The 22,196-nt window shown below is 74.6% G+C and carries 22 protein-coding genes; 14 read left to right on the top strand and 8 right to left on the bottom strand.

Going from position 1 to position 22,196, the window contains the following annotated elements; translation table 11 throughout:
- The first annotated feature begins 23 nt into the window (after positions 1-23).
- The 6 genes from AB0C78_RS04345 (at position 24) to AB0C78_RS04320 (ending at position 5,471) form a co-directional block, all read left to right on the top strand.
- Positions 24-314: a putative quinol monooxygenase gene (locus tag AB0C78_RS04345; RefSeq protein WP_151542256.1), complete on the top strand. Its 291-nt coding sequence runs from the start codon at positions 24-26 to the stop codon at positions 312-314.
- A gap of 136 nt (positions 315-450) precedes the next feature.
- Positions 451-1,344, top strand: coding sequence for a virginiamycin B lyase (locus AB0C78_RS04340; RefSeq protein WP_360741516.1), 894 nt, complete (start codon positions 451-453; stop codon positions 1,342-1,344).
- A gap of 70 nt (positions 1,345-1,414) precedes the next feature.
- On the top strand, positions 1,415-2,827 hold the full coding sequence (locus AB0C78_RS04335) for an MFS transporter (RefSeq protein WP_360741514.1): 1,413 nt from the start codon (positions 1,415-1,417) through the stop codon (positions 2,825-2,827).
- A gap of 43 nt (positions 2,828-2,870) precedes the next feature.
- A complete protein-coding gene (locus tag AB0C78_RS04330) occupies positions 2,871-3,659 on the top strand; it encodes an RNA ligase family protein (RefSeq protein WP_360741512.1) in 789 nt (262 codons plus the stop codon).
- The gene (locus AB0C78_RS04325) at positions 3,643-4,767 is read left to right on the top strand and encodes an AAA family ATPase (RefSeq protein ID WP_360741510.1); all 1,125 of its coding nucleotides are present in this window, start codon (positions 3,643-3,645) and stop codon (positions 4,765-4,767) included. Before AB0C78_RS04330 ends, AB0C78_RS04325 begins: the two co-directional genes overlap by 17 nt.
- 53 nt (positions 4,768-4,820) lie before the next feature.
- Positions 4,821-5,471 (top strand): Type 1 glutamine amidotransferase-like domain-containing protein, encoded by a 651-nt coding sequence (locus AB0C78_RS04320; protein WP_360741508.1) that lies wholly within the window; start codon positions 4,821-4,823, stop codon positions 5,469-5,471.
- 44 nt (positions 5,472-5,515) lie between these two features.
- Here AB0C78_RS04320 and AB0C78_RS04315 read toward each other — a convergent pair whose 3' ends face one another.
- Both AB0C78_RS04315 and AB0C78_RS04310 read right to left on the bottom strand, forming a co-directional pair.
- Entirely contained in the window at positions 5,516-7,087 is a 1,572-nt protein-coding gene (locus tag AB0C78_RS04315) for a sialidase family protein (RefSeq protein WP_360741506.1), read from the bottom strand.
- 20 nt (positions 7,088-7,107) lie between these two features.
- Entirely contained in the window at positions 7,108-8,997 is a 1,890-nt protein-coding gene (locus AB0C78_RS04310; protein ID WP_360741504.1) for a sialidase family protein, read from the bottom strand.
- 267 nt (positions 8,998-9,264) lie between these two features.
- On the opposite strand from AB0C78_RS04310, the gene AB0C78_RS04305 reads away from it, so the two are divergent.
- From AB0C78_RS04305 to AB0C78_RS04285, 5 genes are all read left to right on the top strand, one after another.
- Positions 9,265-10,056: an SDR family oxidoreductase gene (locus AB0C78_RS04305; RefSeq protein WP_360741502.1), complete on the top strand. Its 792-nt coding sequence runs from the start codon at positions 9,265-9,267 to the stop codon at positions 10,054-10,056.
- Between the two features lie 95 nt (positions 10,057-10,151).
- Positions 10,152-10,640 (top strand): phage holin family protein, encoded by a 489-nt coding sequence (locus tag AB0C78_RS04300; RefSeq protein WP_360741500.1) that lies wholly within the window; start codon positions 10,152-10,154, stop codon positions 10,638-10,640.
- Positions 10,637-11,053, top strand: coding sequence for a DUF3618 domain-containing protein (locus tag AB0C78_RS04295; RefSeq protein ID WP_360741498.1), 417 nt, complete (start codon positions 10,637-10,639; stop codon positions 11,051-11,053). The genes AB0C78_RS04300 and AB0C78_RS04295 overlap by 4 nt, the downstream gene beginning before the upstream one ends.
- A 21-nt stretch (positions 11,054-11,074) precedes the next feature.
- Positions 11,075-12,094 (top strand): YihY/virulence factor BrkB family protein, encoded by a 1,020-nt coding sequence (locus AB0C78_RS04290; protein ID WP_360741496.1) that lies wholly within the window; start codon positions 11,075-11,077, stop codon positions 12,092-12,094.
- 94 nt (positions 12,095-12,188) lie between these two features.
- Complete coding sequence (locus AB0C78_RS04285; RefSeq protein ID WP_360741494.1) at positions 12,189-12,818, top strand: GNAT family N-acetyltransferase; 630 nt, start codon at positions 12,189-12,191, stop codon at positions 12,816-12,818.
- A gap of 36 nt (positions 12,819-12,854) precedes the next feature.
- Here the strand turns inward: AB0C78_RS04285 and AB0C78_RS04280 are convergent, their stop codons facing one another.
- Positions 12,855-13,829 carry a YafY family protein gene (locus AB0C78_RS04280; protein WP_360741492.1) on the bottom strand — a complete coding sequence of 325 codons (975 nt, stop codon included), beginning with the start codon at positions 13,827-13,829 and terminating at the stop codon, positions 12,855-12,857.
- A gap of 81 nt (positions 13,830-13,910) precedes the next feature.
- Between AB0C78_RS04280 and AB0C78_RS04275 the strand changes: the two genes are divergently transcribed.
- A complete protein-coding gene (locus AB0C78_RS04275) occupies positions 13,911-14,660 on the top strand; it encodes an alpha/beta hydrolase (protein ID WP_360741490.1) in 750 nt (249 codons plus the stop codon).
- Positions 14,661-14,701: 41 nt separating this feature from the next.
- Here the strand turns inward: AB0C78_RS04275 and AB0C78_RS04270 are convergent, their stop codons facing one another.
- Complete coding sequence (locus tag AB0C78_RS04270) at positions 14,702-15,394, bottom strand: phosphatase PAP2 family protein (protein WP_360741488.1); 693 nt, start codon at positions 15,392-15,394, stop codon at positions 14,702-14,704.
- 106 nt (positions 15,395-15,500) lie between these two features.
- Between AB0C78_RS04270 and AB0C78_RS04265 the strand changes: the two genes are divergently transcribed.
- Positions 15,501-16,259 carry a TetR/AcrR family transcriptional regulator gene (locus AB0C78_RS04265; protein WP_360741486.1) on the top strand — a complete coding sequence of 253 codons (759 nt, stop codon included), beginning with the start codon at positions 15,501-15,503 and terminating at the stop codon, positions 16,257-16,259.
- Positions 16,260-16,426: 167 nt separating this feature from the next.
- A complete protein-coding gene (locus AB0C78_RS04260) occupies positions 16,427-17,485 on the top strand; it encodes an alpha/beta hydrolase family protein (RefSeq protein ID WP_360741484.1) in 1,059 nt (352 codons plus the stop codon).
- A gap of 115 nt (positions 17,486-17,600) precedes the next feature.
- On the opposite strand, the gene AB0C78_RS04255 is transcribed toward AB0C78_RS04260, so the two are convergent.
- The 4 genes from AB0C78_RS04255 to AB0C78_RS04240 all read right to left on the bottom strand — a co-directional run bounded on the left by AB0C78_RS04255 (position 17,601) and on the right by AB0C78_RS04240 (position 22,127).
- Positions 17,601-19,535, bottom strand: coding sequence for a glycoside hydrolase family 3 protein (locus tag AB0C78_RS04255; protein WP_360741482.1), 1,935 nt, complete (start codon positions 19,533-19,535; stop codon positions 17,601-17,603).
- A gap of 154 nt (positions 19,536-19,689) precedes the next feature.
- Entirely contained in the window at positions 19,690-20,304 is a 615-nt protein-coding gene (locus tag AB0C78_RS04250; RefSeq protein WP_360741480.1) for a TetR/AcrR family transcriptional regulator, read from the bottom strand.
- Between the two features lie 30 nt (positions 20,305-20,334).
- On the bottom strand, positions 20,335-21,021 hold the full coding sequence (locus tag AB0C78_RS04245; RefSeq protein WP_360741478.1) for an ABC transporter ATP-binding protein: 687 nt from the start codon (positions 21,019-21,021) through the stop codon (positions 20,335-20,337).
- Positions 21,018-22,127: an FtsX-like permease family protein gene (locus tag AB0C78_RS04240; protein WP_360741476.1), complete on the bottom strand. Its 1,110-nt coding sequence runs from the start codon at positions 22,125-22,127 to the stop codon at positions 21,018-21,020. Before AB0C78_RS04240 ends, AB0C78_RS04245 begins: the two co-directional genes overlap by 4 nt.
- Positions 22,128-22,196 lie beyond the last annotated feature (69 nt).

Raw genomic sequence — 22,196 nt, 5'->3', positions numbered from 1 at the left:
CGTCTTTCAGAAGGAGAAACGCCATGTCGTTGACCGTCGTCGCCGAATGCCTCGCCTCGCCCGGCCAGGAGGACCGGCTCCGCACCGCCCTGGAGGCGATGATCGAACCGTCCCTGGACGAACCGGGGTGCCTGGCCTACCGCCCCTACGCCGACCCGAACCGCCCGGCCCGGATGGTGGTCGTCGAGGAGTGGACGAGCCCCGCCGCGCTGGACGAGCACTTCGCCACGCCGCACTTCCGGCACGTCGAGCAGGTGCTCGGGGAGATCCTCGCCGAGCCGATGACGATCCGGCGGCTCGTCCCGGCCCCCTGACGGCCCTGAAGCGTCCGCGCCGGTCAGGTCACCGGCAGGCCGGCGCGGGCTCGGGGACGGGCCGCGGACGCGCGCGGTGCGGCCGCCGTTAGTCTCGCCTTCGCGCGGAAAGAAGTGGGACGAGGGGGGACTATTCATGCCGCAGGGTTCGCATGCCACGATCAGGGAGTTCACCGTCACCGACCCCCAAGCGGGGCCATACGGAGTAACCACCGGCCCGGACGGGGCCCTGTGGTTCACGCTGGTCCATCAAGGACGGATCGGACGCATCGCCCCCGGAGGCACGGCGGAGTTCCATCCCGCCGACCCCGTCGAAGCGGGACCGATGAACATCACCGCGGGCCCGGACGGCGCGCTGTGGTTCACCGGCTTCCGCGGCGACCGCGTCGGCCGGATCGACACCGGCGGACGGGTCACGCTGTTCGACGTCCCCGCCGGCGGCCCCTGCGGCATCGCCGCCGGGCCGGACGGCGCGCTCTGGTTCACCCTCATGCGCACCGACCGGATCGGCCGCATCACCCCGGCCGGGGAGGTCACCGAGTTCCCGGTGCCGGTGACGGGCGCCATGCCGTCCATGATCACCGCGGGGCCGGACGGCGCGCTGTGGTTCACCCTCAACCAGGGAAACGCGGTCGGGCGGATCGCGCCCGGCGGCGACGTCGCCGTGCACGCCCTGCCGACCGAGGGCGCCGCGCCGGTCGGGATCACCGCGGGGCCGGACGGCGCGCTGTGGTTCGCCGCGATCGGCACCGGGCACATCGGCCGGATCACCACCGACGGGAAGGTCACCGAGTTCCCGCTGCCCGACCCGGCTGCGCGCCCGCACGCGATCGTCACCGGCCCGGACGAGGCGCTGTGGTTCACCGAGTGGGGCACCGCGCACGTCGGCCGGATCACCCCCGAGGGCCGCATCGACGAGCATCCGCTGCCGAGTCCCGGCTGCGAGCCGCACGGCATCGCGCTCGGCCCGGACGGCGCCCTGTGGGTCGCTCTGGAGACCGGCGCGCTCGCCCAGGTCGTGCCCGGCTGACGGGCCCGCCCGCTCAGGGCCGCGGAAAGGTTCCAGCGCGGGCGAAACGTCCGCGGGTCACCGTGGACGCATGAGATCGCCGACCGACACCACCGCCCACGACGGCACCAAGAGCACCGGGCCCGTACGGGTCCCGCGCCGCGGCGCGATGCTCGCGATCCTGTGCGCCGGGATGTTCCTGGTGCTGCTGGACGTCACGATCGTCAACGTCGCCCTCCCCGGCATCGGCCGCGCGCTCGGCACCGGGCTGCCCGGCCTGCAGGGCGTCGTCGACGGGTACGCCGTCGCGATCGCCGGGCTGCTGCTCGGCGGCGGCGCGCTCGGCGACCGGATCGGGCACCGCCGGATGCTGCTGATCGGCCTCGGGCTGTTCGGGCTGGCGTCGCTGGCCTGCGGCAGCGCGCCCGGCCCGGGGCCGCTGATCGCGGCGCGGGTCGTCCAGGGGGCGGGGGCGGCGCTGCTGCTGCCCGGCAGCCTCGCGGTCATCACCGCGGCCTACCCGGGCCGCGCCGAGCAGGCCCGCGCGCTCGGGGTGTGGGCGGGCATCTCCTCCACGGCGCTGCCCGCCGGGCCGCTGCTGGGCGGCGCGCTGGTCGACTCCGCCGGCTGGCGGTGGATCTTCCTGCTGAACGTGCCGATCGTCGCCGCCGCGATCGCGGGGATCCTCGCCGTCGTCCGCGAGCCGCACCGGGACCGTCCGGAGGGCGGGCGGCCGCCGCTGGACCGGGCCGGGATGGCGCTGGCGCCGCTGACCCTCGGCGGGCTGGTGTGGACGGTCATCGCCGCCGGCCACGGCCACGGCGAGGAGGCGGCCGTGACGGCGGCCGTCACGATCGCCGCGGCGGCCGCGTTCGTGCGGGCCGAGCGCCGCGCGGCGGCGCCGATGGTGCCGGGCGGGCTGCTGCGCGCGCCCGCGTTCCTCGGCGCCAACGGCATCGCGCTGGCGATGAACCTGGTCACCAACGGCGTGCTGTTCGTCGCGACGCTGAAGCTGCAGCAGGGCGAGCACCACTCGGCGTTCACCGCCGGGATGCTGCTGCTGCCGATGGCGGTGCCGCTGGCGCTGCTGGCGCCGGTCAGCGGCCGGCTCACCGCCCGGTTCGGCACCCGCCTCCCGCTCGGCACGGGCACCGCGCTGGCCGCCGCCGGATGCCTCAGCCTGCTGCGGGTCGGCGCCGGCGGGTCCTACCCGGTGCTGCTGCCGACGCTGCTGGCCATCGGGATCGGCGACGGCCTGATCGTGACGGCGGTGGTCGCGGCGGCGATGCGCGCCGTCCCGCCCGCGCACGCCGGGCTGGCCGGCGGCTTCAACAACACGGCCCGGCAGGTCGGCACGGCCCTCGGCGTCGCGGTGTACGGGGCGGTCGCCGGACCGGCGCTGGACGCGGCGCGCTTCACCGCGGGCCTGCACGCGCTGGCGTGGGTGAGCGCCGGGCTGTGGCTCGCCGCGTTCGCGCTCACCCGGATCGTCCCGAACCGCTGAAATTCGGTTGGCACGGCCGGCCGGGTTCGTTAGAACGGTCGGCATGCTCCGCAAATACCCCCGCACCCGGCACATCGAGGGCTCCCGGCTGCAGCCGGGGGACCACGACCTGGCCGCGCGCCCGTTCTCGGCGATCGCCGGACGGTACCTGGTGGTGGAGGAGAAGCTCGACGGCGCCAACTGCGGCATCAGCTTCTCCTCCGACGGGGAGCTGCGGCTGCAGAGCCGCGGCCACTACCTGACCGGCGGGCCCCGCGAGCGGCAGTTCGGGCCGCTGAAGGCGTGGGCCGCGTCCGTCCAGCACGTCCTGCGGGAACGCCTCGGCGACCGGTACGTGATGTACGGGGAATGGCTGTACGCCAAGCACACCGTCTTCTACGACGCGCTGCCCCACTACTTCTGCGAGTTCGACGTCCTCGACCAGCGCGACGGGACGTTCCTGTCGACCGCGCGGCGCCGCGAGCTGCTGGCCGGGACGCCGGTGGTGTCGGTGCCCGTCCTGCACGAGGGGACGCTTCCGGACCTGGCGGCGCTGACGGCGTTCGTCGGCCCGTCCACCTGCCGCACCCCCGCCTGGCGGGACGCGCTCCGCACCGCGGCTCAGGCGGGCGGCGCCGATCCCGACCGGGTCGCCGCCGAGACCGACAAGTCCGACGAGATGGAAGGCCTCTACATCAAGGTGGAGGAGGACGGGGAGACGGTCGACCGCTACAAGTGGGTCCGGCCGAGCTTCCTGACCGCGATCCTGGACTCGGGGACGCACTGGCAGGAGCGTCCGATCGTCGCCAACGGCCTGGCCGACCCGGAGGTGCTGTATGCGGGTGTTCGCTGACCTGTGCCCGGCGCCGCCGCACTGGGACCTGCGCTGGGACGAGGTCCGCGAGGCGTTCGGGTGGGTGCGCGAGATGGCGGGCGTCCCGCAGGACGCGGTGTTCCACGGCGAGGGCGACGTCGAGGTCCACACCCGGATGGCGTGCGAGGCGCTCGCGGCGCTGCCGCAGTGGCGGGCGCGTCCGGCCGACGAGCGGGTGCGGCTGTTCGCGACGGTGCTGATGCACGACATCGCCAAGCCGCACTGCACCCGCATCGAGGACGACGGCCGCATCACCGCGCGCGGTCATTCGCGCCGCGGCGACCTGATGGTGCGGCGCATCCTGTGGGAGATGGGCGCGCCGGTCGCCTGGCGCGAGCACGTCGCCGCGCTGATCCGCCACCACCAGGTGCCGTTCTGGGCGCTGGAGCGCCCCGACCTGCAGAAGATCGCGTTCCGGGTGAGCCTGCTGGCCCGCAACGACGACCTGGTGCTGCTGGCGTCGGCCGACATCCTCGGCCGGATCTGCCCCGACACCGACGAGCTGCTGGACAACGTCGCCCTGTACGGGGAGTACTGCGCCGAGCAGCGGTGCCTGGACGGGCCGCGCGCGTTCCCGTCCGACCACGCGCGGTTCTGGTACTTCCGCAAGGACGACCGCGATCCCGACTACGCCGCCTACGACGACACGCGCTGCACGGTGACGGTGGTGTCGGGCCTGCCGGGCGTCGGCAAGGACCACTGGATCGCCGCGAACCGCCCGGACCTGCCGGTGGTGAGCCTGGACCGGCTGCGCGCGGAGATGGGCGTGTCCCCCGCCGGGGACCAGCACGCGGTCGCCGCCGCTGCGCACGACCTGGCCCGCGAGCATCTGCGCGCCGGGCGGTCGTTCGTGTGGAACGCCACGAACGTGTCGCGGACGCAGCGCGAGCAGTGCACCGGGCTCATCGCCGGCTACCGCGGACGGGTGGAGTTGGTCGCGCTGGAGGTGCCTCCGGCGGTGCTGCGCGACCGCAACCGCGGCCGGGCCGCTCCGGTGCCGGACGCGGTGATCGACCGGCTCGTCCGCCGCTGGGAGACGCCCGACCCGACCGAGGGCCACCGCGTCGAGTGGGTCAGCACGGCCTGACCCGTTCGGCACGGCCCAGCGGTTCTGCGCGGCCCGACCAATAGAGTCCTCGGGTGCGCTTGTATCTGTCGTCCTTCCGGATGGGCGGGCACGCCGACCGGCTGCTCGCCCTGCTGCGGGCACCGGCCGGGGCCGGGGCCGCGGTGATCGGCAACGCTCTGGACGCGGAGTCCGAGGACGACCGGCGGGCCGGGGTCCGCAGCGAGGTCGCCGCGCTGACCGCGCTGGGGCTGCGCCCGACGGAGGTCGACCTGCGGCGGTACTTCGGCCGTCCCGCCTGCGAGGTCGCCGCGGAGCTGGCGCGCTTCCCGCTGGTGTGGGCGCGGGGCGGCAACGCGTTCGTGCTGCGCCACGCGCTGGCCCGCAGCGGCGCCGACGCCGCGCTCACCGGCCTGCTCGGCCGCGACGCGCTCGTCTACGCCGGGTACAGCGCGGGCGGCTGCGTGCTGGCGCCGAGCCTGCGCGGCCTGGAGGCGTGCGACGACCCGGACGCGGTGACCCGCGTCCACGGGGAGCCGCCGGTCTGGGACGGCCTGGGCGTCCTCGACCACGCGCTGGTCCCCCACGTCGACTCCCCCGGGCATCCGGAGTCGGAGGTCCTGACGGGCGTCGCCGCCCGCTACCGCGGCGAGGGCGTCCCTCATCGTGCGCTGCGCGACGGCCAGGTCCTGGTGGTCGACGGCCCGCAGACCGCGATCTTCTGAAACCTGCGAAAGGGGCCGCCGGGCGTTGCCGGCGGCCCCTTGGCTCAGTGCTGGGTGCGGTGGGCGTGCAGATGGCGGGCGGTGGTCGCGTGCGGTGCGGGGCTCGCCGTCGCCGCACCGGCCGCCGCGGGACCGGCACCGAAGATCCCGGTGAACAGGTCGGTGCTGTTGACGGCGGGTCCGGTGTCGTTGGTCTCGATCACCGCGGGCTGGAACCTCTGCCCGGCGGCCGCGACGCTCTCGTAGTCGCCGAGGAAGTGGCCCCACCCGGCGTACGGCGCCTTCAGCCAGTCGAAGACGCGGGAGATGCGGCGTTCGGACGCGCGGTTCTCGCCGCCGCGCGGGAAGGTGACGGCCCACATGGCGGTCGGCAGCGTGGCGGTGTCGCCGGGTCGCAGGTAGCGCAGGTCGACGTAGGTGATGGCGACCGTGCCGCGGTCGTTCACCGCGATGGACGGGGTGAACGCGGGCGCGTTCGGCGCCTGGTTGACGCGCACCGGAGCCGACCAGGTGCGGCCGCCGTCGGTGGAGTGGACGAGCTGGATCTGGTCGTAGGAGCCGGTGGGGTCGGCGCCCTCGAACGTCGCGTACAGCTCGCCCGTCTGCGGGTCGGCGGCGGCGCTGATGAGGTTGGCGCCGCCGCGCAGCGCCTTGGACGGGTCGTCGGGGGCGTTGGGGTCGACCTCCGGCACGGAGGTGTCGGGCGCGACCGTGACGGGCTTGCTCCACGTCCGGCCCTGGTCCTTGGAGGTGACGACGGCGAAGTGCAGGTCGACCAGCTGGGTGGCGTCGACGTCGCTGTAGGTCTGCCACTCGAAGAAGTCGTAGAGCACGTCGCGGCGGGCGTCGGCGACGATGACGTTGCCGATGGTCTGGGAGTTGGGGACGACGCCGGTGTCCACGAACGGGTGCGCGGGCGTCCAGGTGCGGCCGTGGTCGCGGGTGATGGCGATGTAGGAGGGCCCTGTGAAGTGGGCGCCGGGTCCCGTGGTGACCTGGTCGAGGCGGTCCCACACCTGGTAAGCGGTGCCGGGGTGGCGGGGGTCGGCGGTGACGGAGTTCTTGTCGTCGACGATGGACGGGTCGGTGTCGTCGATGAGCTGGGTGGTGCGGGTCCAGGTGCGCCCGCCGTCGAAGGAGGTGGCGGCGCCGACGCCGTTGCGGGCCGTGGACACGTCGAAGTCCAGGCCGCTGGCATAGGCGACGCCGTCGGGGCCGAAGTCCACCCAGGCGTCGGAGGCGCGTTCGTAGTTCAGGCCGCCGGGGGCGCACTTGCTGAACGGCAGCGTGGTCTTGGTGAAGTGCCGCCCGTCGCGGCTGTAGGAGGCCGCGATGCCCTTGGCGCCGCCGTCGGACCAGCGGTCCTGCTGGTAGACGGCGATGACGCGGCCGGGGCGGTGCCGGTCGGCGGCGATCCAGGGTTCCACTTCGGAGCCCGGATAGACCGTCCCGTCCGGGGTGGCGCCGACCGTGCAGGCCGCGTAGGGGTCGCCGGGCGAGATCGGGTGGACGGGCTGCGCGGCCGGGCCGGGCGCCGCGTGGGCGGCGGGTGCGGCGGCGAGCGCGGAGCCGAGCAGCAGCGCGGCCGCGGCCGCGATCGTCGTGCGGGTCGTCATCGGAGGGAGCTCCTCGGGGGTCAGTGGAGCCGGACGGCGGTGGTGAAGATCTGCTCGTCGTTGGCGACCGAGGCGTTGGACGCCGCGGCGGTGCACAGCGCCGGCGGATGGCCGGGCGTGCCGGTGCCCGGGCACAGGAACAGCGCCGCGGCGCGGGTGTCGGACCAGGCCGGGTAGGCGGTCGTGGCGGTCGCGTCGAGCATGATGTAGTCGCCGTAGAACTGGCCGTTGAACTGCGACGGCGGCGGCATGCTGGAGGAGGTGGCGCGCGTGCTGGTGAAGTGCGCCAGGTCCTTGGTGGCGGCCACGGTGATGTCGGAGAAGCCGGTCGTCTCGTCCGAGCCGTACTGCCGGTCGTAGTAAGCGGTGACCAGTTCCCCCCGCGGGTTGAACACGGTCCCCTGCCAGTACTGGTCGGTGCGGGCCTGCGCGGCGCCGGAGCCGACGAGGGGCAGCTTGCGGACGTCGGTGGTGGTGCCGGTGAAGGTGGCCGCGCCGTCGGTGGACGACGACAGCACGATGCCGTTGTTGCAGCCGCCGGTCTTCACGCCGGTGTAGAGGGCGCCGAGTCCCTCGTCGGCGGGGGTGAGCCCGGCGGGGGTGCAGCCGCTGCCCTCGTTGGAGTCGCGGTTGAGGTAGGAGCCGGTGGTCACCACGACCCGCTTGGGGTCGGCGGGGTCGACGGCGATGTTCGGGTAGTTGGTGGCCCGGAAGACCGAGTTGGTGCCGGTGCCCTTCTCCGGGACGCAGGCGCGTCCGGGGTCCTTGCCCTCGCCCTGGTAGGTGTCGCAGTCGGGCAGCTCGTAGTAGTCGGCGGCCTTCACCGGCGCCGAGAACGTCGCCCCGCCGTCCTTGGACGCGGCGACCAGGACCTGGAAGCGGTTGTCGGAGCCGGTCTCGGCGACGTTGTAGTTCGCCCACGCGACGTACAGGGTGCCGTCGGGCGCGGTGACGGGCTGGGAGAACTGGTTGTTGTTGCAGCGGCCGTGCGGGGTGGGGATCCCGTCGGGCTGCGCGCACAGCGCCGAGTCGGAGCTGATCAGCACGGGTGCGCTGAAGTGCTCGCCGTAGTCGGCGGAGTAGGCGCCGTAGATGTAGCCGGTGCCGTCGGCGGCGAACGTCGTCCAGGTGACGTAGACGCGGTCGCGGTAGGGGCTGCGGGCGTGCGCGTCCACCGTCATCAGCTGCTTGTCGAGCAGGAAGTTCCCGGCGCCGGCGGTGTCGTCGTGCTCGGCGACGGGCCGTCCGGGGAAGTTGAACGACGCGCCGGCGTTCCCGGTCGAGCGGTACACGTAGAAGCCGCTGGACTGGTCGGCGTCGGGCGAGACGGCGCTGCCGCGCTTGAACTCCTGGCAGGACAGGTAGGCGTTGCCGCGGCTGTCCCAGGCGACGGAGGTGTCGCCGCCGCTCTGGAAGTACTCGCGGGGCTTGCCGCCGAACGCGGCGCCGGACACGAACCCGTTGGGCGCGGTGGTGTCGGACCAGGTGCGGCCGCCGTCCGCCGACCGCGACACCCCGCAGGTCCCGTCGCCGCGGCGGTAGTCGTTGTAGCTGGCCAGCAGGTGGCGGGGGTCGTTCGGGTCGGCGGCGATCCACGTCTCGTTCTGGGCCTGCCCGCGTCCGGCGAGGGGCTGGTCGGTGACGGTGAGGCAGTCCTGGTCGACCTTCACGTTCGCGCCGTGCCGGCCGCCGCAGGGCGGGGCGGACGCGGCGCGGGCGCCGGTGACCGCGCGCGCCGCGGCCCTCGGGCCGAGCGCCTCGGCCAGCGCGCCGGAGACGTGCCGTTTCTGGATCGCGGTGAGCCGGTCGTAGCCGAACCCTTCGGCGTGCGCTCCGGGCGCCGTCGCGCTCAGGGCGGTGAGCAGGAGCGTCCCTGCCGCCGCCGAGCCCAGTGTTCTGCGCATCCGCATCGGAACCTCCCTGCAGGCGTCGTCGCCTGGGACAGGGCGCTGGGAGCAACGCCCTGGCGGAACGTAGATCCGCCTCAGCGGGCCCACAAGACCCGGTGGCCGACCCTGGACACCCGCGCCGGGTCCGGAACCGGCCAGTCGGGAACAATGAGGCGAGGCCGATCGTCGCTCGCGCCCGCCCCGCCCGATGCGCCGGTCCGGCCGAGATCATCCGTATCGTGAGCACCGGTCTTGTCATATGGGACGCCGGAGAGGGAGGCTCGACCCGTGTCCGATCAGGAAACCGGCCCCGGCCCGCAGGGCGGCGGGGAACGGGTCGCGCTCGTCACCGGGGCGGGCTCGGGCATCGGCGCCGCCGTCGCGGCCGCGCTGTTGGACGCCGGATGGCGGGTAGTCCTCGCCGGACGCCGCGCCGGAAGGCTCCAGGAGACCGCCGCCCGCGCCCGCGACGCCGCGGACCGGGCGCTGCCCGTCCCCGCCGACGTCACCGACCCCGCGTCCGTGGGGGCGCTGTTCGGCGCCGTCGCCCAGCGATGGGGCCGGCTGGACCTGCTGGTCAACAACGCCGGGGTGTTCGGGGCACCGCAACCGGTCGAGGAGTTCTCGCTCCAGGAGTGGCGGGCCGTCCTGGACACCAACCTCACCGGCGCGCTGCTGTGCGCCCAGCACGCGTTCCGCATGATGAAGGACCAGGACCCGCAGGGCGGCCGGATCATCAACAACGGGTCGCTGTCCGCGCACACCCCGCGCCCCCTGTCGGCCGCCTACACCGCCAGCAAGCACGCGATCACCGGGCTCACCAAGACGCTGTCGCTGGAGGGCCGCCCGCACCGCATCGCCTGCGGGCAGATCGACGTCGGCAACGCCGCGACGGAGATGACCGGCCGGTTCGGGTCCGGCACCCTGCAGGCCGACGGGTCGGTGAAGCCCGAACCGGTGATGGACGTCCGGCACGTCGCCGACGCCGTGCTGTACATGGCAGGGCTGCCGCTGGAGGCCAACGTCCAGTTCATGACGGTGCTGGCCACCGCGATGCCCTCGTTCGTCGGCCGCGGCTGAGAGTCCCCCGGCCGCACCCCACGTTTAGCTCCCGAGCAGGGGGAACGGGTCTGCCAGGCTTCGCAAACGACGGCACGCGGAGGGGGCCTGAGGCCATGAGCACCCTGCGGACACACGACGGCCGGAGCGCCGCCGAGATCACCGGGGCGTCCCGGCAGGACGCCGGACGCGCCCCCGAGTTCCTCGATGGGAACAGGCGCGACGCCGGGACGGGCGAGCTCGTCCGGCAGGCGACGCAGCAGGTCTCGGAGCTGATGCGCGCGGAACTGCGGCTCGCCGTGGCGGAACTGAAGGACAAGGGCCGGCACGCCGGCACCGGCGCCGGCATGTTCGGCGGCGCGGCGCTGGTCGGCCTGTTCGGGGCGGCGGTGCTGCTCGCGGCCGCGGTCGCCGCGATCGCGCTGGTGCTGCCGGTGTGGGCGGCCGCCCTCATCGTCGGCGGCTTCCTGGTGCTGGTCGCGGGCGTGCTGGGGCTGCTCGGCATGGCGCAGACCAAGCGGGCGACGCCCGCCAAACCCGAACGGGCGATGGACGAGGCGCGCCTGACCGTCCACGACCTGAAGGAGAGGGCGACGCACCGATGACCACCCAGGGCAGGCACGGCGCCGACGCCGGCACCGAGGAGCTGCGCCAGGAGGTCGACCGGGCCCGCCAGGAGCTCGGGGAGACCGTCGAGGCGCTGGCGGCCAAGGCCGACGTCAAGGCGATGGCCCGCGACAAGGCCGACCAGGCCAGGGAGATGGCCCGCGAGCGCGCGCAGCGCGCCCGGCAGGTCGTCGCGTCCCGGCAGGCCCGCACCAGGGCCGCGCAGGGCGGCGCCGCCGTCGCCGCGGCGGGCGCCGTCGCGGCGCTGACGGTGTGGATGCGGCGCCGCCGCACCGCGCAGGCGCGGCTGCGCCGCCGGATCCGCAACGCGCCGGTCCAGGTCCGGGTGCGGCGCGCGCAGCGCGCCCCGATCCGGGTGCGCCGCACCGGCCGCGGACCGCTGAACCTCTGACCTCCGGAGAGGACGACCGGCATGCGCACGCCCTCCGCGCCCACCGATCTGCCCGCCACCTCGTGGGGGCGCGCCGCCAGGCGCGCCGCCGGCGAGTTCCAGCGCGACAACCTGTCGGACTGGGCGGCGGCCCTCACCTACTACGCCATCCTGTCGATCTTCCCGGCGATGCTGGTGGTGGTGTCGCTCATCGGGCTCGGCGGCAAATCGGTCACCAACGACCTCATCGACAACCTCAACGGGATCGCGCCGGGCGCGGTGAAGACCGTCCTGGTCAACGCGATCACCCAGCTGCAGAACAACCGCGCCGGCGCCGGCGTCATCGCGATCGTCGGCATCCTCGCCGCGATCTGGTCGGCGTCGGGGTACGTGGGCGCGTTCATGCGCGCGTCCAACGCCATCTACGACATCCCCGAGGGCCGGCCGGTGTGGAAGACGGTGCCGCTGCGCGTCGGCGTCACGGTCGTCACGCTGGTGCTGCTGTCGGCGTCGGTCATCGCGGTGATCGTCTCCGGGCCGCTCGCCCGCAAGGCCGGCGACCTGCTCGGACTCGGCTCGACGGCCGTGACGGTGTGGGACATCGTCAAATGGCCGGTGATGCTGATCATCGTCAGTTTCCTGTTCGCGCTGCTGTACTGGGCGGCGCCGAACGCCAAGCGCGGTTTCCGCTGGGTCACCCCGGGCGGGGTGCTCGCCATCGTGCTGTGGCTGGCGGCGTCCGGGGTGTTCGCGGCCTACGTGACGAACTTCTCCAATTACAACAAGACCTATGGCAGCCTCGCCGGGATCATCATCTTCCTGGTGTGGCTGTGGATCACGAATCTGGCGATCCTGCTGGGCGCGGAGATGAACGCCGAGCTCGAGCGCGGGCGGGCCATCGCCGCCGGCGGGCGCCGCGCCGGCCGCGAACCCTATGTCGAATTCCGCGACACCCGCGGGTTCAGCGACGAGGAGAAACGCGAGACCGGCGTCGCGGGCGGCCGGAACGCCGACGAGAACGCGGGCGGCGGAGAGGGCCGGCACGGCGCGACGCGGTCCTGACCGGAGGTGACGCCGGTGCGGCCGCCGTGCGGACGGTCGGTTACCGGGGAACCACGGGTCGCCGAACGGCGAGCGGGGTGAATAGGATCGGCGGGTGCTTCGTCCCACCTTTCCCATCGAGACCGGGCGGCTGACCCTGCGTCCGTTCCGAGAAGACGATCTGGAGAGCCTCTACGCCTACCAATCCCTTCCGGAGGTGGCGCGTTTCCTCTATTGGGAGCCGCGGGACCGGGAGGAATCGCGGTCGTTCCTGCGCGAGAAAATGGCCGCCGCGACCCTGGAGAAGGAGGGCGACTGGCTCGTGCTGGCGGTCGAGTGGCGCGAGACCGGCGATCTGGTCGGCGAGGTCAATCTGCAGTGGCGCAGCCGCGAGCACCGGCAGGGCGAGATCGGCTACATCCTCAATCCGAGCTTCCACGGCAAGGGGTTCGCGACGGAGGCGGCCGAGGTGGTGCTGCGGCTGGGGTTCGAGGGGCTGGGGCTGCACCGGATCGTGGGCCGGCTGGACGGCCGCAACGCCGCGTCCGCGCGGGTGCTGGAGCGGCTCGGGATGCGGCGCGAGGCGCACCTGGTGCAGAACGAGCTCGTCAAGGGCGAGTGGACCGACGAGGTCATCTACGCGATGCTGCGCGACGAGTGGGACGCCCGCGCCGCGAACGCCGCTGACAGCGCTGACAGCGCGGACGGCGCTGATGGTTCCGGCGGCGAGGCCGAGCGGGACTGACCGGCGACCGGCCGCGGCCCCGGCGAGCGGCCCCGGTCAGCGGCCGGCCTGCTCGTCCAGCCTGCGGGCGAGGTCGCGGACGTGCCCGCGCAGTTCGTCGGGCCGCCGGATCACGAACGGCCAGCCGAGCCCGGCGAGCATCCGCGCCATGCCGTCCAGGTGCTCGGCGCGGGTCGTCATCACCACTCCCCCGGCGGACTCGGTGAGGGTCGCGACGGTGGCGGGGATCCTTCGGCGCGCCTGCTCGAGGGTGGTCTGCAGCAGCACCTCGACCTCGTGCGCGTACGGGACGCCGGCCAGGGACCGCGTCACGTGCCCGACGGGGTCGACGCCGGCGGGGATCTCGTAGGCGGCGGTGCCGGGCTCGGCGGAGGCGATCCGGTCGACGCGGAAGGTGCGGACCTCGCCGCTGCGGTGGTCGTGGCCGGTGGCGTACCAGCGTCCGGAGTGGAACACCAGGCCGTAGGGGTCCAGGTCGCGTTCGGAGTCGGCGCCCTGCCAGGACCGGTACCGCAGCCGGACGCGGCGGCGCTCCCGGACGGCGGCGGCGAGGGTGAGCAGCACGCCGGTGGAGGGCGCGGCGGCGTCGCGGGCGGCGAGGGTGAACCCGAGGGTCTCGCGCAGCGCCTGGACGCGGTCGCGCAGCGCGGCGGGCAGCACCCGCTGCACCTTCGCCAGCGCGCTCTCGGTCGCCTGCCCGGGCAGGCCGAGACGGCGGCCGGCCAGCAGGCCGAGCACGACCGCGACCGCCTCGTCGTCGGTGAGCATCAGCGGCGGCAGCTTGTAGCCGGGCATCAGCCGGTAGCCGCCGTACCGGCCGCGTTCGGCGACGACGGGCACGCCGAGGTCGTCGAGCCGGGCGGCGTAGCGGCGGACGGTGCGCTCGTCGACGCCGAGCCGCCGCGCGAGGTCCGCCCCGGTCATGCGGTGGTGGGCCTGGAGCAGTTCGAGCATCGCCAGGACGCGGGTCGTCGGGTGCGACCGGCCGGGGTCCGGTGCCGGATGTGACACGGGCCACTCCCCCAATCCGGGCGGGTTCTGTCCGGTATTGACCCTAGCGTGGTTCTCATCGACGAGGGAAAGGGCGCTGACATGGCGACGTTCGTTCTGGTTCCGGGGTTCTGGCTGGGCGCGTGGGCGTGGGAGGAGGTCGCGGCGGGGCTGCGGAGTGCGGGCCACGAGGCGCGCCCGGTGACGCTGAAGGGGCTGGCCGAGCGGGCGGGCGAGCTGGCGCCGGAGGTGGGCCTGGACGACCACATCGCCGACGTCGTCGCCGCCGTCGAGGACGCCGGGCCCGGGCCGGTGGTCCTCGTCGCGCACAGCGGCGCGAACATGGCGGTCACCGGCGCCGCCGACCGGCTCGGGGACCGCGTCTCGCGCGTGGTCTACGTCGACAGCGGGCCGATGCCGTCCGGGATGGCGGGGATCGACTTCCGCGCCCCCGACGAGCGGGCGGAGCTGGAGAAGACCGTCGCCGAGGAGGGCGACGGCTGGACGATCCCGGTGCCGGCGTTCGACGCCGGCGCCGACCCGGTCAACCTCGAGGGCCTGAGCGCGGAGCGGCTCGCCGAGATGCGCCGGCGCGGCACCCCGCAGCCGTTCGCGACCGCGGCGCAGCCGCTGGAGCGGCCCGAGCCGCTGCCGGACACGCCGCGCACGCTGGTCCTGTGCACCATCCCGCTGCCGGCGGTGAAGCAGATGGCCGCCAGCGGCAATCCGGTGTTCGCGCCGATGGCCGGGCCGGGCTGGACGTACCGGGAGCTGCCGACCGGGCACTGGCCGATGTTCTCCAAGCCCCGCGAGCTGGCCGCGCTGCTCGCCGAGTCCGCCGCGCAGGAGTGAGGCCCGGGCCCGCCGCCGGACGGGGGTGAGGCGGGCGCGGGTCAGGCGTCGTCGGCGGGGGTGGCGGTGGCCGCCCCGGCGCGGCGCCGGCCGTCGCGGGCGGGCTCGCCCGGCACGACCAGGACGCGGGCGGCGCAGGCCAGCAGCGTGCCGATCCCCCAGCCGGCGAGCGCGTCGGTCGGCCAGTGGTAGCCGAGCGCGACGACGGCGACGGCGACCAGCGCGGCCAGGGTGTGCGCGGCGATCGTCCAGCGGCGCGGCGCGCCGGCCATCGCGGCGATGAACGGCAGGCAGGCGGCGGCGTTGGCGGCGTGCCCGGACGGGAACGACAGGTGCCCGGCGGCGAACATCTCGTCCGCGCCGTACAGCGGCGCGGTCCGGGCGAACAGCACCTGCGCGGCGCGCACGACCAGCTCGGTGCAGGCCAGCCAGACGCCCGCGCGCAGCAGCAGCGGGACGCTGCGGCGCCGCCACGCGGCGGTGACCGCGGTGATCCCGGCGAGGCTCCCGACGATCCAGTACTGGCCGCCGTTGACGATCGTCCGCCACGTCCAGTGCCAGGCGCCGGTGCGGGGCGGCAGGCCGCCGGAGAACACCCACTGGTCGAGGTGGCGCAGCGGGCCGTCGGCCAGCACGTCCAGGACGGCCGCGGCCGTGGCGAGGGCCGCGGCCGCCGCCAGTGCCCGGGGCGGCCGCCGGTCCGCGCGCCCGCCCCCCGGCCGATGCGCCCGCATCCCTCGATCCTGCCCCACGCGCGGGACCGGTCACGCCGAGACGTGGCTCACACGCCCCGCCGGGCGTCGGGCGGGCGGGGGGCGGCGTGCCGCTAGGGTGACGCGCATGGCAGGTGAGGCGGCGCCGCGCCGGCGGCCCCCGTTCCGGCGGCTGTCGCAGGACCGCCGCCGCGAGGAGATCATCGAGGCCGCGATCGAGGCGTTCGGCCGGCGCCCCGAGCCGGAGGTGTCGATCGACGACGTGGCGCGGGAGGCGGGCACGTCCCGCTCGTCGGTGTACCGGTACTTCGAGGGCAAGCAGGAGCTGTACGAGGCGGCCGCGGACCGGGTCGGCGCGGAGCTGACCGACCGGCTCGGCCAGGTCGCCGGGGGGCCGCCGTCGGTGCAGATGATGCGGCGGCTGGAGCTGTACGTCGACTTCCTGGAGCGCTACGAGGTCGGGTACGCGGGCCTGCTCGGCGCCGGGAGCCGGCGGGCGCCGGAGGCGACGCTGTCGACCGCGCAGCGGGTCCGCGACGAGATCTGCGCGCTGACCTACCGGACGCTGCGGGTGGACGAGCCGAGCGGGACGCTGCGCTCGACCGTCCAGGCGTGGATCGCGGGCGTGGAGTGGACGGGCACCGAGTGGCTGCGGACCCGCGAGCCGGCCCGGCCGGTGCTGGAGGCGACGATGGCGTCGCAGTTCACCGCGATGCTGCTGGCGGCGGCGGTGTTCGACCCGCTGTGCGCGGACCGGGTGGCGTGGCTGCTGCGGGTGGAGCCGCCGGACGCGCCGTTCGGGGCGCTGGTGCGGGCGGTCGCGGGGACGTTCGACGCCGGCATGGTCGGCGATCTGGCCGGGTTCCTCAGCCACCGCCCCGCCTGACCCGAGCGTCACCGGTCCATCACAGCACCGCCTGAATGACTCACATATCTACAGTCATCCCGATCCTTCTTTGTTACTCCGGTTTGTAGATCATTTGGCGGGTCGGCGGCACACTCGGCGGGAGTCGCGCGGCCACGGGGGTCGGGCCTGTTCCGCAAGGTGAGCACATGACACCCTCTGTCCGCCGTCCGGTACTCGCGGTCGTCCAGTGGCGGCGCTCGGTGACGGCGGGCGCCGCCGCCACGGTCCTGGTGGCCGGGATCGGCGCGGCCGGCGCCGGGGCGGCGCAGGCGGACACGTCGCCGGCGAAGGCGGACGACGGCGCGCGGATCACCCAGGAGACCAAGGTCGCCGACCACGAGGTGGACGTCACCATCTCCTCCCCGGCGCTCGGCAAGTCGGTGAAGACCCGGATCCTGCTGCCCAAGGACTGGACGCGCGGCGCGACGCGGACGTGGCCGGTGCTGTACGCCTTCCACGGCGGGCAGGACAACTACACCTCCTGGACCAAGAACACCGACATCGAGGCGTGGGCGGCCAAGTACGACGTCCTGGTCGTGATGCCGGAGGGCGAGAACGGCTCGTACACCGACTGGTACAACTACGGCAAGGGCGGGACTCCCAAGTGGGAGACCTTCCACACCGCCGAGGTGCGCCAGCTGATGGAGCGCAACTACGGCGCTGGAGCGGTCCGCGCGGCGATCGGCAACTCCTCGGGCGGGCAGGGCGCGTTCGCCTACGCGGCCCGGCACCCGGGGCTGTTCAAGTACGCCGCGTCGCTGAGCGGCGTGCTGTCGATGCGGTCGGCGGGGATGCCCGCGATGCTGATGTTCACCAACGCCGGCAACGGGCAGGACCCGTTCGCGATCTGGGGCGTCCCGTGGGCCGACGACGCCAACTGGGCGGCCCACGACCCGTACGCGCTGGCCGACAAGCTGCGCGGCACGCAGCTGTTCTTCTCCGCCGGGACGACCGGCAGGCCCGGTCCGGGCGACCCGGACGTGGCGCCGTGGGACATCGGCCTGCTGAGCGAGATCGCGGTCGGCGCGGACAACCAGGAGTTCAAGAAGCACCTGGACGAGCTGAAGGTGCCCTACACCGCCGACATCTACGGCGACGGCCGCCACAACTGGCCCGCGTGGATCCGCGAGGCCGGCAAGATCTGGCCGACGATGATGAAGGCGATCGGCGCCAAGCAGGTGGCCGTCACCGCGCGGCACCGCTGACCGCCCGCCTCTCCCCTGCACCTTTGCCCGGCCCGGTTCCGGGGACGACTGCGGCTGTCGTCCCCGGGACCGGGCCGTCGCCGTCCCGCGTGAGCGCCTTGAGTCGTGATCGGGTTCAGTGGTGGTAGGTCAGGCCGTGGCCGAAGGGGTAGAGGGCGGTGCCGGGGTCGTCGCGGGTGGGGATGGCGACGGGCAGCGTGCCCTGCGGGTCGATCTCGCCGAACAGGGTCTTGACGGCCGAGCGCTGTGCTTCGGCGGTGTAGGAGTAGGTGGCGAGGTAGGTGGCGGCCTCGGGGAAGTAGGCGATGTCGTAGGGGTCGCGGACGGCGATGACGACGACGGGTCTGCCGGTGGCGACGAGCGCCTTGACGAGGTTCGCCTGCCCGGGGCCCTGGTGGCCGGGTTCGGTGCTGACGTCCCAGGCGCGGTTGGTGACGGCGACGACGAGGTCCTGGCCGGAGGCGGCGGCGACGGCGTCGTCGATCTGCGCCTGGGTGGGGCTGAGGCCGGTGCTGCGGACGGTGGTGGCGGCGCCGCGTTCGGCGATGCCGGCGGCGAGCCCGGCGGTGCTGGAGGCGGTGGCCCATCCGGCGACCAGGACCTTGCGGGGGCCTGCCTTCAGCGGGAGCAGCCCGGCGTCGTTCTTGACGAGGGTGGTGGTGCGGTCGGCGGCGCGCTGCGCGGCGGCCAGGTGCGCGCGGGTGCCGACGGTGCCGCCGATGCGGGCGGTGTCGGCGTAGGGGTCGCGGAACAGGCCGCGCTTCTGCTTGAGGGCCAGCACCCGGTACACCGACGCGTCGAGGCGCTGCTCGCTGATCTCGCCGGTCTTGACGGCGTCGACGACGGCGGCGAGCTGGCGGGCGAACACGCCGTTGCCGGAGGCGTCGGCGGGCGGTTTGAGCAGGACGTCCGCGCCGGCCTTGAGGGCGAGGACGGGGATGCGCTCGTCGCCGTACTTGTCGCGGACGCCCTGCATGTCGAGGGCGTCGGTGACGATGACGCCGCGGTAGTGCAGCTGGTCGCGCAGGATGCCGGTGAGGATCGGCTTGGACAGGGTGGCGGGGTCCTCGGAGGGGTCGAGGGCGGGCACGATGATGTGCGCGGTCATGATGGACTCGACGCCCGCGGCGATCGCGGCGCGGAACGGCGGCAGGTCGAGTTGCTCCCACTGGGCGCGGGTGTGGCCGATGCGCGGGACGCCGGTGTGGCTGTCGGTGGTGGTGTCGCCGTGGCCGGGGAAGTGCTTGGCGGTGGCGGTCACTCCGCCGGACCGGTAGCCGCGGATCTGCGCGGTGACCATGGACGACACCAGCGAGGGGTCGGAGCCGAAGGAGCGGACGCCGATGACGGGGTTGGCGGGGTTGACGTTGACGTCGGCGTCGGGTGCGTAGTCCTGGTTGACGCCGATGGCGCGCAGTTCCTGGCCGGTGATGCGGGCGAGCGCGCGGGCGTCGCCGGTGGAGCGTCCGGCGGCCAGGGCCATGCTGCCGGGCGACTGGGTGGCGGGCGGCTGGATCCGCGCGACGATGCCGCCCTCCTGGTCGGTGGCGATCGTCTCGGGGACGCGGTGCGGCTGGGCCATCGCGGCGCGCTGGATGCCGTTGGACAGGCCGGCGACCTGGCGGGGGTCGGTGACGTTGTTGGCGTAGTAGATGAACCCGCCGGGGTGGTAGCGGGCGACGATCTGCGCGGCGTTGTCGACCCCGTACAGCTTGCGGTTGGCGGCGACGTCGGCGGTGTCGGTGGTGTCGGCGCTCTTGCCGTAGACCTGCAGGACGAACAGCTGGGCGGCCTTGTCCTGCAGGCTCATCGAGCGCAGCAGCCGCAGCAGCCGGGGGTCCTTGCCGGCGTCGGGTCCGGTGGCCTGGGCGTGGGCGGCGGGCGCGGTGAGCGCGGGCACGGTGAGGGCGGTGGCGGCGAGCGCCGCGGCGGCCAGGCCGGCGGCGGCGCGGCGGGCGGGGCCCGTGCCGGGCCGGCGGGTGCCGGGTGAGCCGGTGCGGTGGCCGCGGGCCGGGGGCCTGGGAGGACGGTGCGTGCGGGGCAGGTGCATGACGGCTCCCTCCGCCCCCGAGCTGCCAATTGATCAAGGTTCTGCTGGCACGCTAACCCCGCGGGGCGGGCTCGTCCACGGCAATGGTCGACGATGTGGTCCGGGTCCGTCCTGCTGCCGGTAAAGGCCGCGCCCCTCCCCCGGGGCACGGCGGTCAGGGGCGGGTGATGAAGGCCAGGGCGGCGTCGGTGACGGCGGCGGGGTCGCGTCCGGCGTCGATGAGGCGGGCGGCGCCGTCCAGGGTGCCGAGGATGAGCGCGGCGGTGGCCTCGGGGTCGGGGTCGCCGCGGTCGGCGAGCGCCTCGCGCAGCGGCGCGACGAGGGCGCGCTGCTGCGCGGCGACCCAGTCCAGGCATTCGGCGGGCAGCCCGGCGGCGGCGATGGCGTCGGTGACGCGGCGGTCGTCGCTGCGGGCGAACTCCAGGTGGCCGCGGACGTAGGCGGCGATGCGCGCGGCGGGCCCGTCGCCGCCGGCGGCATCCGTGGCGGCGTCGGTGGCGGCGGCGTCGGTGGCGGCGGCGTCGGTGGCGGCGCGCAGCCGACCGGTCCAGTCGGCGAAGACGTCCGCGGCGAGCTGGGCGAGAATGTCGCCGGTCGAGGAGTAGTACTTGTAGACGCTGGAACGGGCGAGGCCGGCGCGGGCGCCGACCGATGCCGGGGTCACCGCCTGCGCGCCGTCGGCGAGCAGGATGTCGCGGGCGGCGGCCTGCAGGGCGGTGTGCCTGCGGGCGCGGTGCTCGGCGACGGTCGGGGCGGTGATCCTCGGCATGCGGTCTCCTTCCGCGGCGGGGGCGGGCGGCTAGTTCATTCTGCCGTCCCGGATGCGCACGACGCGGTCGGCGGCGCCGAGCAGGCCCTCGTCGTGGGTGACCAGGACGGTGGCGGTGCCGCGGTCGCGGGCCTGGCGGGCCAGCAGCGCGACGACGTCGCGGGCGCGGTGCTGGTCGAGGGCGGCGGTGGGCTCGTCGGCCAGCAGCAGCGCGGGCCGGTTCATCAGGGCGCGGGCGATGCCGACGCGCTGGCGTTCGCCGCCCGACAGCTCGTGGGGGCGGCGGGACGCCTTGGCGGTCATCCCGACGGCGTCCAGCAGCCCGTCGGCGCGGTCGCGGTCCTCGCGGGTGACGCGTCCGGCCAGGTGCGCGATGAGCAGCAGCTGGTCGCGGGCGGTGAGGGAGGGCAGCAGGTTGGCGGACTGGAAGACGTAGCCGATGCCGGTGCGGCGCAGCGCGGTGCGGCGCGCGGGGGTGGCGGCGGTGACGTCGGCGCCGCCGACGGCGACGGTGCCCTCGGTGGGCGCGATCAGCGCGCCGGCGACGGCGAGGAGGCTGGACTTGCCCGAGCCGGACGGGCCGGCGACGGCGACGACCTCGCCCGGTGCGACGGTGAGGTCGACGCCGTCGAGGGCGGTGACGAGGGTGTCGCCGGCGCCGTAGCGCAGGGTGACGCCGGACAGGGTGAGCCCGGCGCGGGTCGCGGTGGCGGTCATCGGCTGCCTCCCAGGGCGGCGAGCGGGTCGACGGAGGTCACGCGGCGCAGCGTGACGACGGCGCCGAGCACGCCGAGCACGATCAGCAGCGCGGCGGCGGTGGTCAGCGGCGCGGCCTCCAGGGCGATCGGGACGGTGCCGGACGCGGCGTGCAGCGCGGCGGTGATGCCGATGCCGGCGGCGGTCCCGGCGGCGGTGGCGGGCACCAGCACCGCCAGCACCTGCGCGACGGCGTCGCGCGCCAGGTACCGGGCGGATCCGCCGAGGGCCCGGACGAGGGCGATCTCCCCCTTGCGCTGGACGGTCCACACGACGAAGAACGCGGCGACGACCAGCATCGAGATCAGGTACAGGAACACCTTGATCAGCGTCATGGTGGCGGTCTCGGCGGCGAACCCGGGCGAGGCGGAGTAGGACTTGTCCTTGGTGACGACCTGCGCGTCCGCGGCGCCGGTGATGGAGGGCGCGGCGTCCAGGGCGATGGCGGTGGCCTGGTGGTAGGCCTGCTCGGGCGGTGCGCCGGGCAGCCCGTAGTGGATGCGCTGCCAGGTGCGCAGCGGCGCGTAGACGACGGCGACGTGGGTGAAGGACGCGTCGCCGACGGTGCCGATGACGGGCAGCGCGGCGCCGCTGCGCTCGACCCGGAGGGTGTCGCCGGTCTTCACGCCGTCGGCGGCGAGGCGGCTGGAGATCAGCACGCCGTCGGGGACGGTGCCGAGGGGGCGGCCGGTGGCGGGGCGCGGCGCGATGAAGGAGCCGGGGTCCATGCCGAAAACGGCGATGTCGAGGTCCTGGCCGGTGCGGGCGTCCTTGGCGTGGGCGAGCTGGTTGCCGTAGGCGGCGGCCCTGCGGACGCCGGGCCGCTTCGCCCAGGCCGCGGCGTCGTCGGCGGGCACGGTGCTGCGCGAGTACAGGTCTCCCTCGACGCCGCGCTGGAAGGCGAAGTGGGTGACGGGCAGGGCGCGCAGGGCGGACACGCCGTCGCGGGCGAGGCCGGACGACAGGCCGGTCAGGACGGCGGCGAGCACCGAGATCAGTGCGATCACGGTGCCCATCAGCAGGAAGCGGCCGCGGGCGAACCGCAGGTCGCGGAGGGCGAGGAACACGGAGGGGCTCCGGGGATAGTTGGCGACACTGTGTCGCCAACCTTATGTTGGCGACACAGTGTCGCCATA

Origin of the sequence: Actinomadura sp. NPDC048394 (genome assembly GCF_040651755.1) — a bacterium.
Lineage (GTDB): Bacteria > Actinomycetota > Actinomycetes > Streptosporangiales > Streptosporangiaceae > Spirillospora > Spirillospora montaniterrae.
This window is presented reverse-complemented; position numbering and strand designations above follow the sequence as displayed.

Coding starts and splice junctions, on each gene's coding strand:
- AB0C78_RS04345 (WP_151542256.1), top strand. CDS start 24: ATGTCGTTGACCGTCGTCGCCGAATGCCTCGCCTCGCCCGGCCAGGAG.
- AB0C78_RS04340 (WP_360741516.1), top strand. CDS start 451: ATGCCGCAGGGTTCGCATGCCACGATCAGGGAGTTCACCGTCACCGAC.
- AB0C78_RS04335 (WP_360741514.1), top strand. CDS start 1,415: ATGAGATCGCCGACCGACACCACCGCCCACGACGGCACCAAGAGCACC.
- AB0C78_RS04330 (WP_360741512.1), top strand. CDS start 2,871: ATGCTCCGCAAATACCCCCGCACCCGGCACATCGAGGGCTCCCGGCTG.
- AB0C78_RS04325 (WP_360741510.1), top strand. CDS start 3,643: ATGCGGGTGTTCGCTGACCTGTGCCCGGCGCCGCCGCACTGGGACCTG.
- AB0C78_RS04315 (WP_360741506.1), bottom strand. CDS start 7,087: ATGACGACCCGCACGACGATCGCGGCCGCGGCCGCGCTGCTGCTCGGC.
- AB0C78_RS04310 (WP_360741504.1), bottom strand. CDS start 8,997: ATGCGGATGCGCAGAACACTGGGCTCGGCGGCGGCAGGGACGCTCCTG.
- AB0C78_RS04300 (WP_360741500.1), top strand. CDS start 10,152: ATGAGCACCCTGCGGACACACGACGGCCGGAGCGCCGCCGAGATCACC.
- AB0C78_RS04295 (WP_360741498.1), top strand. CDS start 10,637: ATGACCACCCAGGGCAGGCACGGCGCCGACGCCGGCACCGAGGAGCTG.
- AB0C78_RS04290 (WP_360741496.1), top strand. CDS start 11,075: ATGCGCACGCCCTCCGCGCCCACCGATCTGCCCGCCACCTCGTGGGGG.
- AB0C78_RS04275 (WP_360741490.1), top strand. CDS start 13,911: ATGGCGACGTTCGTTCTGGTTCCGGGGTTCTGGCTGGGCGCGTGGGCG.
- AB0C78_RS04270 (WP_360741488.1), bottom strand. CDS start 15,394: ATGCGGGCGCATCGGCCGGGGGGCGGGCGCGCGGACCGGCGGCCGCCC.
- AB0C78_RS04265 (WP_360741486.1), top strand. CDS start 15,501: ATGGCAGGTGAGGCGGCGCCGCGCCGGCGGCCCCCGTTCCGGCGGCTG.
- AB0C78_RS04260 (WP_360741484.1), top strand. CDS start 16,427: ATGACACCCTCTGTCCGCCGTCCGGTACTCGCGGTCGTCCAGTGGCGG.
- AB0C78_RS04255 (WP_360741482.1), bottom strand. CDS start 19,535: ATGCACCTGCCCCGCACGCACCGTCCTCCCAGGCCCCCGGCCCGCGGC.
- AB0C78_RS04250 (WP_360741480.1), bottom strand. CDS start 20,304: ATGCCGAGGATCACCGCCCCGACCGTCGCCGAGCACCGCGCCCGCAGG.
- AB0C78_RS04245 (WP_360741478.1), bottom strand. CDS start 21,021: ATGACCGCCACCGCGACCCGCGCCGGGCTCACCCTGTCCGGCGTCACC.